We start from the raw sequence: 12,906 nt of genomic DNA, 5'->3' as shown, positions 1-12,906 counted from the left end.
CGGGCTCAGTTCGCCAGCTGGTTGCGCACGTGGCTGACCACGTCGGCCACGCTGACCGGGGTGGCCTGCGCGTCTCGCCGGCCCTGGTACTCGACCTTGCCTTCCTTCAGGCCGCGGTCGCCCACCACCACGCGGTGCGGCACGCCGATCAGTTCCCAGTCGGCGAACATCACGCCCGGACGCTCGCCGCGGTCGTCGATGATGACGTCGACACCGGCAGCCAGCAGCTCGGCATGGATGCGGTCGGCCTCGGCCTTGACGGCCTCGGAGCGGTCATAGCCAACCGGGCAGATCACCACCTCGAACGGCGCGATCGCCGCCGGCCAGATGATGCCGCGTTCGTCGAAATTCTGCTCGATCGCGGCGCCCAGGATACGGGTGACGCCGATGCCGTAGCAGCCCATCTGCATCGGCTGGGTCTTGCCGTTCTCGTCCAGGAAGGTGGCGTTCATCGATTCCGAGTAACGCGTGCCCAGCATAAACACGTGGCCCACCTCGATGCCGCGGCAGATCTCCAGCGTGCCCTGGCCGTCCGGCGAGGCATCGCCCGCCACCACGTTGCGCAGGTCGGCGACGATCGGCTCGGGCAGGTCGCGGCCCCAGTTGACGCCGGTGAAGTGGTAGTCGCGGTAGTTGGCGCCGCAGACAAAGTCGCTCATGTTGGCGACGGTGCGGTCGGCCACCACCTTGACCGGCTTCTTCATGTCGATCGGGCCGAGATAGCCCGGGGGCGAGCCGAAGGCGTCGACGATCTCGTTCTCGGTGGCAAAGCGGAAGTCGGCCAGCCCCGGCACCTTGGAGGCCTTGACCTCGTTCAGCTCGTGGTCGGCGCGGATCAGCAGCAGCCAGATCTGGGCGCCGGCTTCGCTGTCCGTGGCCAGCACGATCGACTTGACGTTGGTCTCCAGCGGGATGCTCAGGAATTCGGCAACCTGCTCGCACTTGACCTTCTCCGGAGTGAAGGTCTTGACCAGGTCTTGCTTCGGCGCGGCGCGCTCCGCCAACAGCGGCAGCGCCTCGGCGGCCTCCATGTTGGCGGCGTAGGCCGAGGTCGGGCAGTAGACGATGGCGTCTTCGCCGGTATCGGCGATCACATGGAATTCATGCGAACCCGAACCGCCAATGGCACCGTTGTCGGCCGCCACCGCGCGGAACTCAAGCCCGAAGCGGCTGAAGATGCGCACGTAAGCGTCGTACATGTTCTCGTACGACTTGCGCAGGCCGTCGGTGTCGCGGTCGAAGGAATAGGCGTCCTTCATGGTGAACTCACGCCCGCGCATGATGCCGAAGCGCGGCCGGCGCTCGTCGCGGAACTTGGTCTGGATCTGGTAGAAATTGAGCGGCAGCTGCTTGTAGCTGCGGATCTCGCTGCGGGCGATGTCGGTCACCACCTCTTCCGAGGTCGGCTGCACGGCGAAGTCGCGCTCATGGCGGTCCTTCAGGCGCAGCAGTTCGGGGCCCATCTTGTCCCAGCGGCCGGTCTCCTGCCACAGCTCGGCCGGCTGGATCACCGGCATGGACATTTCCACCGCGCCGGCGCGGTTCATTTCCTCGCGCACGATGTTCTCCACCTTGCGGATCACGCGCAGCCCGATCGGCATGTAGGTGTAGATGCCGGCGCCCAGCTTCTTGATCATGCCGGCACGCATCATCAGTTTGTGCGACACGATTTCCGCGTCGGCGGGCGCTTCCTTAAGGGTGGAAATGAAGAATTGCGAGGCTTTCATCCGTAGCTTTCTCTCGAGGCCGCAACGCCTGCCCGGCGAATTCCGGTAGCGGCGGCACTGAATTGTCGCGCACGCGCCTGAAACTGCCCTTCTGCTCGGGAAAACCAGCATCCCCCCGCCAGAGCCCAGCTGCGCGCTTCCTTTATAATCAGCGTAATTCTAAAGGATTCGAGGTGCAGTCATGCTCGATCGTGAAGGCTTTCGCCCGAACGTCGGCATCATCCTCCTCAACGCACGCAACGAGGTTTTCTGGGGCAAGCGCATCGGCGAACACTCCTGGCAGTTTCCGCAAGGCGGCATCAAGTACGGCGAGACGCCGGAACAGGCCATGTACCGCGAACTGCATGAGGAAACCGGCCTGCTTCCGGAGCACGTCAGGATCGTAGGTCGCACACGCGACTGGCTGCGTTACGAGGTGCCGGACAAGTTCATCCGCCGCGAGATCCGCGGCCACTACAGGGGCCAGAAACAAATCTGGTTCCTGCTCCGCATGGCGGGCAGGGACTGCGATATCCACCTGCGCGCCACCGACCATCCGGAGTTCGATGCCTGGCGCTGGAGCCACTACTGGGTGCCGCTGGAGGCGGTGATCGAGTTCAAGCGCGATGTCTACCAGATGGCGCTGACGGAACTGTCGCGCTTCCTGAACCGGCATCCGCGCGTGCCGCTGAGCCCCTATGGCACGCATGCGCACGGCCGCCATGGAGGCGGCCAGCGCGGCATCCCGCCCCCGGTCGCCGGCCAGTCGTCAAGGCCTGCCGCGGCCGACTGCGGCGGCGCGGCAGCACAAGAAACTGTTTCGCCGGCGGCGCCGGTTACCAACTCACGGAGTACTGATGACTAGTTGCACCGGCCCGGGCCGCCGCGGCGGCCTGACCGCTGCCGGCCTGCTGCTTGCCGCCGCCACGCTGGCGCTGGCGGGCTGCAAGACCACCGGCAAGGAGATGGCGGAAGAAGAAAGCACCTGGCTCAGCCCCTTCGCGCCCAAGACCTTCGAGGAAGCCAAGGCGATGCTGCCGGCGCCGCCGCAGGATGCCAACCTGGTGCCGTTCTCGGTTTCCGGCACCGGCACGCTGTCGTTTGCGGTGGACAGCAAGTCGGTTTCGGTGGGCAAGGACAACGTGGTGCGCTACACCGTGGTCACCACCAGCCAGAGCGGCGCCCGCAACGTGACCTTCGAAGGCATGCGCTGCGACGCCTTCGAGCGCAAGCTCTACGCCACGCTGCCCAAGGGCGCCACCGAATGGGTGCCTAACATCAGCGGCTACGGCGAGACCTGGCATCGCATGGAAACCGGCGTGCGCAACGCCTATGCTGCCACGCTGGCCATCGAGTTCTTCTGCCAGGGCCGCACGGTGGCCGGCAAGCCGGAGGACATGGTGCGCGAGCTGCAATCGCGCGCGCCCAGCCGCCGCTGAGGCGGGCGGCATCGGCATAAAAAAACGGCGGGACTGCCTGGCAGTTCCGCCGTTTTTCTTTGGCTGTTTTCGGTCGCCGCTCAGACCAGCACGAGGTTGTCGCGGTGGATCAGCTCGGGCTCGTTCAGGTGGCCCAGCACCGACTCGATCTCCGACGAAGGCTTGCGCGCGATCAGGCGCGCCTCGGCGCTCGAATAGTTGGTGATGCCGCGCGCCACTTCCTTGCCCTGCGGATCGACACAGGCGATCACCTCGCCGCGGGCAAATTCGCCCTGCACCTCGACCACGCCGATCGGCAGCAGCGACTTGCCGCCGCCGGTCAGCTTCTCGACCGCGCCGTTATCGATCACCACGCGCCCGCGCAGCTGCAGGTGGTCGGCCATCCACTGCTTGCGCGCGGTGAGCCGGCCGGTCGGCGCCAGCAGCTGGGTGCCGATGGCCTCGCCCGCGGCCAGCCGCTCGAGCACGCTGGCCTCGCGCCCGGAGGCGATGGTGGTGTGCGCGCCGGACTTGGCGGCGCGCTTGGCCGCCAGGATCTTGGTCAGCATGCCGCCGCGCCCGATCGAGGTACCGGCGCCACCGGCCATCGCTTCCAGTTCCGGCGTACCGGCCATGGCTTCGTCGACGAACTGCGCCGCCGGGTCCTTGCGCGGATCGGCGGTGTACAGGCCGCGCTGGTCGGTCAGGATTACCAGCGCGTCGCCTTCGATCAGGTTGGTGACCAGGGCGCCGAGCGTGTCGTTGTCGCCGAACTTGATTTCGTCGGTAACCACGGTGTCGTTCTCGTTGATGATCGGCACCACGCCCAGCGACAGCAGCGTCAGCAGCGTGGAACGCGCGTTCAGGTAGCGCTCGCGGTCGGCCAGGTCGGCGTGGGTCAGCAGCACCTGCGCGGTGCGGATGCCGTAGCGCGTGAACTGGCTTTCATAGACCTGCGCCAGGCCCATCTGGCCGACGGCGGCGGCGGCCTGCAGCTCGTGGATTTCCTTCGGCCGGCGCACCCAGCCCAGGCGCTGCATGCCTTCGGCGATGGCGCCGGAGCTGACCAGCACCACTTCCTTGCCCGCCACGCGCAGCCTGGCGATCTGCGATGCCCAGCGGGCGATGGCGTCGTGGTCCAGTCCCTTGCCATCGTTGGTGACCAGGCTGGAGCCGACTTTGACGACGATGCGCTTTGCCTGCGCGATGACCGATTGCATGGCGGGAATCCTGTCTCCGGAATTCGTTTCAGACCGTTGGGTTTTGATTATGCCTCGCGCTCGTCCTGGTCGACGTTGTGCAGCCGATCGTCCAGACGGATGTCCGGTTCGGCCAGCGCCGCGGCCTCTTCGGCCTTGATCGCCGCCAGATGGTCCTTGATCGCGTAGATCAGCTCGCGGCAGCCTTCGCCGGTCAGCGCCGAGATCTGGAACACCGGGCCCTTCCACTTGTAGCGCTTGAGGAAGTCCTTGACCCGTGCGGCACGCTCGTCCTCGGGCACCATGTCGAGCTTGTTCAGCACCAGCCAGCGCGGCTTGTCGTGCAAGTCCTCGTCGTACTTCTTCAGCTCGTTGACGATGGCCTTGGCCTCGGCGACCGGGTCGACCGCCTCGTCGAACGGCGCTAGGTCGACGATATGCAGCAGCAGGCCGGTGCGCTGCAGGTGGCGCAGGAACTGGTGGCCCAGGCCCGCGCCCTCGGCCGCGCCTTCGATCAGGCCCGGAATGTCGGCGACCACGAACGACTGCTCATGGTCAACGCGCACCACGCCCAGGTTGGGATGCAGCGTGGTGAACGGATAGTCCGCCACCTTGGGGCGCGCGTTGGAAATATGCGAAATGAAAGTCGACTTGCCGGCATTGGGCATGCCCAGCAGGCCGACGTCGGCCAGCACCTTCAACTCGAGCTTGAGCATGCGGCGCTCGCCCGGCTTGCCGTCCACCTGCTGGCGCGGCGCGCGGTTGGTACTGGACTTGAAATGCAGGTTGCCCCAGCCGCCCATGCCGCCTTCGGCCAGGCACACGCGCTGGCCATGCTCGGTCAGGTCGGCGATGACCTCGCCGCTATCCATATCCGTGATCAGCGTGCCGACCGGCATGCGCAGCGTGATATCGTCGCCAGCGGCGCCATAGCAGTCGGAGCCACGGCCGTTTTCGCCGTTCCTGGCCACGTGCTTCTTGGCGTAGCGGAAGTCGATCAGGGTATTGATATTGCGGTCCGCCTGCGCGAACACGCTGCCGCCACGGCCGCCGTCGCCACCATCCGGGCCGCCGAAGGGCACAAACTTCTCGCGCCGGAACGAGGCGCTGCCATTGCCGCCGTTGCCGGCGATGGCTTCGATTCGGGCTTCGTCGATGAACTTCATGATGGGTTTTCCGTGATGGGATCGGCAGATCGGGGGCCGGCGTAGTTTACTTCGCCAGAAAAGAAAAAGCCCCGCAAGCGTTGCGGGGCCTTTCATCCTGCAAAGGCTGTTATCAGGCCGCCGGGACGACGCTGACTTGCTGCTTCTTGGCAGGGCCCTTGACGGCGAACTGCACGTGGCCGTCAACCAGGGCGAACAGCGTGTGGTCCTTGCCCACGCCGACGTTGTCGCCGGCATGCACGCGGGTACCGCGCTGGCGGATGATGATGCCGCCGGCGTTGATGGCCTGGCCACCAAACACCTTCACGCCCAGACGCTTCGATTCGGAATCACGGCCGTTCCGCGTGGAACCGCCGCCTTTTTTCTGTGCCATGTCTTACTCCTGTCGCTTTACCGGATTACGCTCGATCGATCAGGCAACGATCGCTTCGATGCGCAGTTCGGTGTAATTCTGACGATGGCCCTGACGCTTCTGGTAGTGCTTGCGACGGCGCATCTTGAAGATCTTCACCTTGTCGTGACGACCCTGGGAGATAACGGTAGCCTTGACGGAAGCCCCGCTAACCAGCGGCGTACCAAACTTGATTTGGTCGCCGGCGCCCACTGCGAGCACCTGGTCGAGCGTGATTTCTGCGCCAATGTCTGCCGGTATCTGTTCTACTTTCAGTTTTTCGCCAGCAGCAACCTTGTATTGCTTGCCGCCGGTTTTTACGACCGCGTACATTGTCGAACCTCTCGGATGTGAATAAAACGCCGAAACCGCGCGATGCGGCCCGGTTATCTCCCACCGGCAAGGACCCGCAAGGCGAGCGACTACCGGAGGAAACCGGGAATTGTAAACGAGATCGGGGAAAACTGCAAAGAAAACAGGCACATAGCCTGTGAGCGGCGCGGTCGGCACAATCGGCGGCCGCCCAGCTCAGGTCAGATCGGCGAGAAGGAACCCCGCCAGTGCGGCAAACGCCACCCACCACGCGGTGCGGCGCAGCTGGCGACGGGATACGGGCTTGTCCATGTCCGCATTATAGTTGCGCCGGTCACCGACGCCGCTGCGCGCATACCCTGAGCCGCCTACCTGCCCACCCGCGGCAAGAATGCGGGGCATGCGTAGAACGCCGCGTGCTTCGCATATAATCGTCCGGTTTTGCGTAACGGTGATCATCTTGTCCCAGCCTTCCGCCACTGCCTTGCTTGCCCCGGTCGCTGCAGACATGCGCGCGGTTGATGCTGTCATCCGCCAGCGGCTGTCTTCCGAAGTCCCCCTGATCGAACAGATCGGTGAATACATCATCGGTGCCGGCGGCAAGCGCCTGCGCCCGGTGATCCTGCTGCTGACGGCGCGCGCGCTGGGTTATGACGGCAACCGGCACCACGAGCTGGCCGCCGTCGTCGAGTTCATCCACACCGCCACGCTGCTGCACGACGACGTCGTCGACGAATCCGAGCTGCGCCGCGGCCGCGACACCGCCAACGCGGTGTTCGGCAATGCCGCCAGCGTGCTGGTTGGCGACTTCCTCTACTCGCGCGCGTTCCAGATGATGGTCGATGCCGGCAGCATGCGCATCATGGAGATCCTGTCCAACGCGACCAACGTGATCGCCGAGGGCGAAGTGCTGCAGCTGCTGAACATGCACGATCCGGATGTCACCATCGAGCGCTACCTGCAGGTGATCCGCTACAAGACCGCCAAGCTGTTCGAGGCCGCCGCCCAGCTGGGCGCGGTGCTGGCCGGCGCCGATGCGCAGATGGAAGAAGCCGCCGCCGAATACGGCCGCCGCATCGGCACCGCCTTCCAGCTGATCGACGACATGCTGGACTACACCGCCAGCGCCGAGCAGATGGGCAAGAACGCCGGCGACGACCTGCGCGAAGGCAAGCCCACGCTGCCGCTGCTGCATCTGCTGGAGCACGGTACCGCGAAGCAGCGCCAGCTGGCGCGCGACGCCATCGTGCAGGGCGGCACCGAGCACTTCGACGCGGTCTTCGCGGCCATCCACGCCAGCGGCGCGCTCGAGGTCACCTTCGAGGCCGCGCGCCAGGAAGCGGAAGCCGCCGAGCGGGCCGCGCAGCAATTCCCGGATTCCGCGCTGAAGGAAACGCTGATCCAGCTCTGCGCGTTCTCGCTGCAGCGGCAGTCGTAAGGGATGCTTCACCCCTCTTCCATTTCAGGAAAAACGCTGTTATAGTTACCTTCTTTGCTGCTGACGCCCAGCGACGGCAAGCAAAAACAAATCGGGGTGTAGCTTAGCCTGGTAGAGCGCTACGTTCGGGACGTAGAGGCCGGAGGTTCGAATCCTCTCACCCCGACCAGATTTAAGAAAAAGCCGAATCAACGAAAGTTGATTCGGCTTTTTGTCTTTCTGCCCTCCCGATCCTCATGGCCACCCCTGCCCCCGCGCAAGTAGGGTTGCGCCCGTGTCGCGCAAACGCCAACACGTCCCGCCATCGCCTTTACAAAAAGTGACCCCAGCGGCAAACTGCCCCGATCCCAGGACGTGAACCGTATCGTCCGTCCGTGGCCGGCGGCCACTGTCCAACCACTGCGCACCTGTCATGACACTCGGACTTGCCCTGGCCCAGAGCCGGCGTATCGCGCCCGCCCTGCTTGCTCAGCTGGAGCAGGCCGCCCGTGAAAAGCAGTCGCAGCTGATCGACGAGATCGTCGGCAGCGGCACCATGAGCGCGCACGACCTGGCGGTGTTTGCCGCGGACAAGTACCAGCTGCCGCTGCTCGACCTGAACCAGTACAACCTGACCAAGGTGCCGCCGGGGCTGGCGGGCAACCGCGAATTCCATGCGCACCGCCTGCTGCCGCTGGGCCGCCGCGAAAACCGGCTGGTGCTCGGGCTGTCCGATCCGTCCAACCAGGCCGGCCTGGACGCGATCAAGGAAAAGTACAAGGTGCCGGTCGAAGCGGTGGTGGTCGAGCACGACAAGCTGATGAAGCACGTGCGCTCCGCCGGCGAGGCGCTGGGCACGCTGAAGAACATCTCGCCGGTGCAGGCCGAGCGCAAGATGATCGAGTACGACCCGGTGGCGGCCGCCGGCGCGCAGCGCAACCGCACTGCCGCCGATGCCATCGACGACGCGCCCGTGGTGCGCTTCCTGCAGAAGCTGCTGACCGAAGCCTTCCACCGCGGCGCGTCCGACCTGCATTTCGAGCCGTTCGAGACCTTCTACCGGATCCGCTTCCGCGTGGACGGCGTGCTGCAGGAGGTGGCAAGGCCACCGCTGGATATCCGCGACAAGATTGCCACCCGCATCAAGGTGCTGTCCCGGCTGGATATTTCTGAAAAGCGCGTGCCGCAGGACGGCCGCATGAAGCTGCTGATCGCGCTGCCCAAGGATCCGAAGGACAACAAGGACAGCAAGGACGCGAAGGATCCCAAGGACAAGGACGCCAGGGAAACGGTCGAGAAAGCCGTCGATTTCCGCGTCTCGACGCTGCCGACGCTGTTCGGCGAGAAGATCGTGATGCGGATCCTGGAATCGTCGACCGACAAGCTCGACATCGACCAGCTCGGCTACGAGGCGCAACAGAAGGCGCTGCTGCTGGACGTGATCAAGCGTCCGTACGGCATGGTGCTGGTGACCGGCCCCACCGGCAGCGGCAAGACGGTGTCGCTGTACACCTTCCTGAACCTGCTGAACCAGGGCGACATCAATATCTCGACCGCAGAGGACCCGGCCGAAATCCAGCTGCCCGGCATCAACCAGGTCAACGTCAACGACAAGGCCGGCCTGACCTTTGCCGCGGCGCTGCGTTCGTTCCTGCGGCAGGATCCGGACGTCATCATGGTCGGCGAAATCCGCGACCTGGAAACCGCCGATATCTCGATCAAGGCCGCGCAGACCGGCCACCTGGTGCTGTCGACGCTGCACACCAATGACGCCCCCACCACGCTGACGCGGCTGATGAACATGGGCGTGGCGCCGTTCAACATCGCTTCCAGCGTGCTGATGATCACGGCGCAGCGGCTGGCGCGCCGGCTGTGCACATGCAAGCGCGCCGGCGAGCTGCCGCGCGAGACGCTGCTGGACGCCGGCTTCCGCGAACACGACCTGGACGGCAGCTGGCAGCCCTACCATCCGGTCGGGTGCGAGCGCTGCAACGGCAGCGGCTACAAGGGCCGCTGCGGTATCTACCAGGTCATGCCGATCACCGAGGCCATGCAGCAGATCATCCTGTCGCACGGCACCGCCCTGCAGATCGCCGAGCAGGCGCGCAAGGATGGCGTGCTATCGTTGCGCGAAGCCGGGCTGCTGAAGGTCAGGGCGGGCGTCACGTCACTCGAAGAGGTGCTGGCGACCACGAATACGTAGCAACTGAGTCAAGTCACAACGTAAATACAAGACGTACCAGAAGCGTCATTTACACCGGGGGTCAACAACATGGCGACGCGCGCACCAGCGGCGGGCGCCCGGACGGCAGCACCGTCGCGGGCAAAATCAGGCAAGGGGCGCAAGGCCCCCACCCAGTACATCTTCGAATGGGAAGGCAAGGACCGCAAGGGCAAGACCTTCACCGGCGAGCTGCGCGCGGAGAGCCAGGCCGAGGTCACCGCCACGCTGCGCAAGCAGGGCCTGACCATCGTCAAGCTCAAGAAGCGCAAGGCCGCGCGCGGGCGCAAGATCACCGAGAAGGACATCGCCTACTTCACCCGGCAGCTGTCGACCATGCTCAAGGCGGGGATTCCGCTGCTGCAGTCGATCGACATCATCGCGCGCGGGCACGCCAATCCCAACTTTACCCAGCTGCTGTCCGAGATCCGCTTCGATATCGAATCGGGCAGCAGCATGGCGGCGGCATTCCGGCGACAGCCGAAGTACTTCGACACGCTCTACTGCAACCTGATCGATGCCGGCGAACAGGGCGGTATCCTCGATGCGTTGCTGGAGCGCCTGTCGCTCTACATGGAAAAGACCATCGCGCTGAAGGGCCAGATCAAGTCGGCGATGATCTATCCGATCGCGGTGCTGACGGTGGCCTTTGCCGTCACCGTGATCCTGATGCTGTTCGTGATCCCGGCGTTCAAGGGCGTGTTCTCCAGCTTCGGTGCCAACCTGCCCGCGCCGACGCTGCTGGTGATCGCGATCTCGGACTTTTTCGTGCAGTACTGGTACCTGGTCATCGGCGCACCGGTGGCCGGCATCACGTTCTACCTGCGGGCGCGCAAGAAGTCGGAGAAGGTGCAGCGCTGGTCCGACCGCGCGCTGCTGAAGCTGCCGATCTTCGGCAGCCTGTTCCGCAAGGCGGTGATTGCCCGCTGGACGCGTACGCTGGCGACCATGTTCGCCGCCGGCACGCCGCTGGTGGAGTCGATGGAGTCGGTGGCGGGCGCCGCCGGCAACTGGGTCTACTACGACGCCACGCGCGAGATCGAACAGTCGGTGCGCATCGGTACCAGCCTGACCAACGCCATGCAGGCCACGCACGTGTTCGACAACATGGTGCTGCAGATGACGCAGATCGGCGAAGAATCCGGCGCGCTCGACAACATGCTGCTGAAGGTGGCCGAGTTCTACGAGCGCGAGGTCGACGACGCGGTGGCCGCCATCTCCAGCCTGATCGAACCGATCATCATCGTGGTGCTGGGCGTGCTGATCGGCGGCATGGTGGTGGCGATGTACCTGCCGATCTTCAAGCTGGGACAGGTGGTGTAAGCGATGGCGCTGGCGTATTCCGTTTCGCCGTTTCCCGCCGGCAGCGGGCAATTGCTGCAGGCACTGGCGGCGCTGCCGCCTGCCTTCATGGTGGCGGTGACGGCCGTGCTGGGCCTGGTGGTGGGCAGTTTCCTCAACGTGGTGATCCACCGGCTGCCGCGCATGATGGAGCGCGAGGAAGCCAACTATATCGCCGAGCTGCGCGGCGATCCGCTGCCCTACCCCGCCCGCTACAACCTGATGGTGCCGCGCTCGGCCTGTCCGCACTGCGGCCACGCGATCGCGCCCTGGGAAAACGTGCCGGTGCTGAGTTGGCTGGCGCTGCGCGGGCGCTGCTCGGCCTGCAAGACCCGGATCAGCGCGCGCTATCCGCTGGTGGAGCTGGCCTGCGGCGTGCTGAGCGGGCTGGTGGCGTGGCGCTTCGGCCCTGGCGTGCAGGCATTGGCGGCGCTGGTGCTGGTCTGGGCGCTGCTGGCGCTGACCCTGATCGATGCCGACACCCAGCTGCTGCCGGACCAGATCACGCTGCCGCTGCTGTGGCTGGGACTGGTGCTGAACCTGGGCGGGTTGTTCGTGCCGCTTGCCGATGCCGTGGTCGGTGCCGCCGCCGGCTACCTGGTGCTGTGGGCGGCGTACTGGCTGTTCCGGCTGGTACGTGGCAAGGAAGGCATGGGTTTCGGCGACTTCAAGCTGATGGCGGCACTCGGCGCGTGGTTTGGCTGGCAGGCGCTGCCGGCGCTGGTGCTGCTGTCATCGGTGGCCGGCGTGGTGTTCGGGCTGGCCAGCATCGCGCTGCGCCGGCAGGATCGCGACACGCCCTTCCCCTTCGGCCCCTTTATCGCGCTGGCGGGCCTGGTGGTGCTGGTGTTCGGCTCCGGTGTGCTGCCGCTGACCGTACTGCCGTGAAGCTGGTATTGTGACGGCAACATCGTCAACTGGCCTTCACGGCATCCCCACATGCTGGAAATCGGACTGACCGGCGGCATCGGCAGCGGCAAGACCCGCGTGGCCGACATGTTCGCCGCGCGCGGCGCCGCGATCATCGATACCGACCTGCTCGCCCATCAGATCACCGCCCCGGGCGGGCGTGCCATCCCGGCGCTGGTCGAGGCCTTCGGGACCGAATGCCTGCGCCCTGACGGCGCCATGGATCGCGACGCGATGCGCGCGCTGGTGTTCGCCGACCCGGCCGCCAAGGCGCGCCTCGAAGGCATCACCCATCCGCTGATCCGCGCGCTGACCAACGAGCATGCGCAAGCGGTCCGCGACGCCGGCGAGCATCCTTACCTGATCTACGTGGTGCCGCTGCTGGTCGAGTCCGGCTCATGGCGCGAGCGCGTGGGCCGGGTGCTGGTGGTCGACTGCACGGAAGACACCCAGGTGGCGCGCGTGATGGCGCGCAACGGCTTCAGCCGCGAACAGGTGCAGGCGATCATGGCCAGGCAGGCAACGCGGCGCGCGCGGCTGGCATGTGCCGACGACGTCATCGACAACGACGGGCCGGTCGATGCGCTGGTGGCACAGGTGGACCGCCTCGACCGCTATTACCGCGAACTGTCGGCGTCCGGAAAGGTCCATCCCGAAGCTGGCGCATGATGCGCGGGCACGGCCCGGCGGCACGCGGCGAACGCGCGTCCGACATTGTCCTCGGCCCGGGTCTCGCATAGAATGCGCTGGAACATGCCGGGAAATCGCCGCATACTGCGGGCATTGGACACCGCGGATCACTCCGACACAGTCCACCCAGCCCCTT

At 65.7% G+C, this 12,906-nt stretch carries 13 protein-coding genes and 1 tRNA gene; 8 read left to right on the top strand and 6 right to left on the bottom strand.

Features of this window, described 5'->3' with window-relative positions; all coding sequences use genetic code 11:
• Positions 1-5 precede the first annotated feature (5 nt).
• The gene (locus IPF36_RS25690) at positions 6-1,727 is read right to left on the bottom strand and encodes a proline--tRNA ligase (RefSeq protein WP_133098442.1); all 1,722 of its coding nucleotides are present in this window, start codon (positions 1,725-1,727) and stop codon (positions 6-8) included.
• Between the two features lie 181 nt (positions 1,728-1,908).
• On the opposite strand from IPF36_RS25690, the gene IPF36_RS25685 reads away from it, so the two are divergent.
• The gene (locus IPF36_RS25685; protein WP_135705967.1) at positions 1,909-2,571 is read left to right on the top strand and encodes an RNA pyrophosphohydrolase; all 663 of its coding nucleotides are present in this window, start codon (positions 1,909-1,911) and stop codon (positions 2,569-2,571) included.
• Positions 2,564-3,145 (top strand): CNP1-like family protein, encoded by a 582-nt coding sequence (locus IPF36_RS25680; RefSeq protein ID WP_195431174.1) that lies wholly within the window; start codon positions 2,564-2,566, stop codon positions 3,143-3,145. Before IPF36_RS25685 ends, IPF36_RS25680 begins: the two co-directional genes overlap by 8 nt.
• 80 nt (positions 3,146-3,225) lie before the next feature.
• Here IPF36_RS25680 and proB read toward each other — a convergent pair whose 3' ends face one another.
• The 5 genes from proB to IPF36_RS25655 form a co-directional block, all read right to left on the bottom strand.
• Positions 3,226-4,344: a glutamate 5-kinase gene (gene proB, locus IPF36_RS25675; RefSeq protein WP_133098445.1), complete on the bottom strand. Its 1,119-nt coding sequence runs from the start codon at positions 4,342-4,344 to the stop codon at positions 3,226-3,228.
• 47 nt (positions 4,345-4,391) lie between these two features.
• Positions 4,392-5,489, bottom strand: coding sequence for a GTPase ObgE (obgE, locus tag IPF36_RS25670; RefSeq protein ID WP_133098446.1), 1,098 nt, complete (start codon positions 5,487-5,489; stop codon positions 4,392-4,394).
• 112 nt (positions 5,490-5,601) lie between these two features.
• Positions 5,602-5,862: a 50S ribosomal protein L27 gene (gene rpmA, locus IPF36_RS25665; protein WP_010814747.1), complete on the bottom strand. Its 261-nt coding sequence runs from the start codon at positions 5,860-5,862 to the stop codon at positions 5,602-5,604.
• Between the two features lie 39 nt (positions 5,863-5,901).
• Complete coding sequence (gene rplU, locus IPF36_RS25660; protein WP_006576525.1) at positions 5,902-6,213, bottom strand: 50S ribosomal protein L21; 312 nt, start codon at positions 6,211-6,213, stop codon at positions 5,902-5,904.
• Positions 6,214-6,408: 195 nt separating this feature from the next.
• Complete coding sequence (locus IPF36_RS25655; RefSeq protein ID WP_135705969.1) at positions 6,409-6,702, bottom strand: hypothetical protein; 294 nt, start codon at positions 6,700-6,702, stop codon at positions 6,409-6,411.
• Between IPF36_RS25655 and ispB the strand changes: the two genes are divergently transcribed.
• The 6 genes from ispB (at position 6,701) to coaE (ending at position 12,749) form a co-directional block, all read left to right on the top strand.
• Positions 6,701-7,630, top strand: coding sequence for an octaprenyl diphosphate synthase (gene ispB, locus IPF36_RS25650; RefSeq protein ID WP_195431171.1), 930 nt, complete (start codon positions 6,701-6,703; stop codon positions 7,628-7,630). The genes IPF36_RS25655 and ispB overlap by 2 nt on opposite strands.
• A gap of 92 nt (positions 7,631-7,722) precedes the next feature.
• A tRNA-Pro gene (locus IPF36_RS25645) sits at positions 7,723-7,799 on the top strand.
• Between the two features lie 243 nt (positions 7,800-8,042).
• A complete protein-coding gene (locus IPF36_RS25640; RefSeq protein ID WP_133098009.1) occupies positions 8,043-9,812 on the top strand; it encodes an ATPase, T2SS/T4P/T4SS family in 1,770 nt (589 codons plus the stop codon).
• Between the two features lie 69 nt (positions 9,813-9,881).
• Positions 9,882-11,153 (top strand): type II secretion system F family protein, encoded by a 1,272-nt coding sequence (locus tag IPF36_RS25635; protein WP_133098008.1) that lies wholly within the window; start codon positions 9,882-9,884, stop codon positions 11,151-11,153.
• A gap of 3 nt (positions 11,154-11,156) precedes the next feature.
• Complete coding sequence (locus IPF36_RS25630) at positions 11,157-12,059, top strand: A24 family peptidase (RefSeq protein ID WP_195431168.1); 903 nt, start codon at positions 11,157-11,159, stop codon at positions 12,057-12,059.
• A gap of 51 nt (positions 12,060-12,110) precedes the next feature.
• Entirely contained in the window at positions 12,111-12,749 is a 639-nt protein-coding gene (gene coaE, locus IPF36_RS25625; protein ID WP_133098006.1) for a dephospho-CoA kinase, read from the top strand.
• The last annotated feature ends 157 nt before the right edge of the window (positions 12,750-12,906 follow it).

The sequence above is a fragment of the Cupriavidus sp. IK-TO18 genome (assembly GCF_015549295.1).
Lineage (GTDB): Bacteria > Pseudomonadota > Gammaproteobacteria > Burkholderiales > Burkholderiaceae > Cupriavidus > Cupriavidus oxalaticus_A.
Note: the sequence above shows the minus strand (reverse complement) of the source record. Positions and strands in the feature narration are given on the sequence as shown.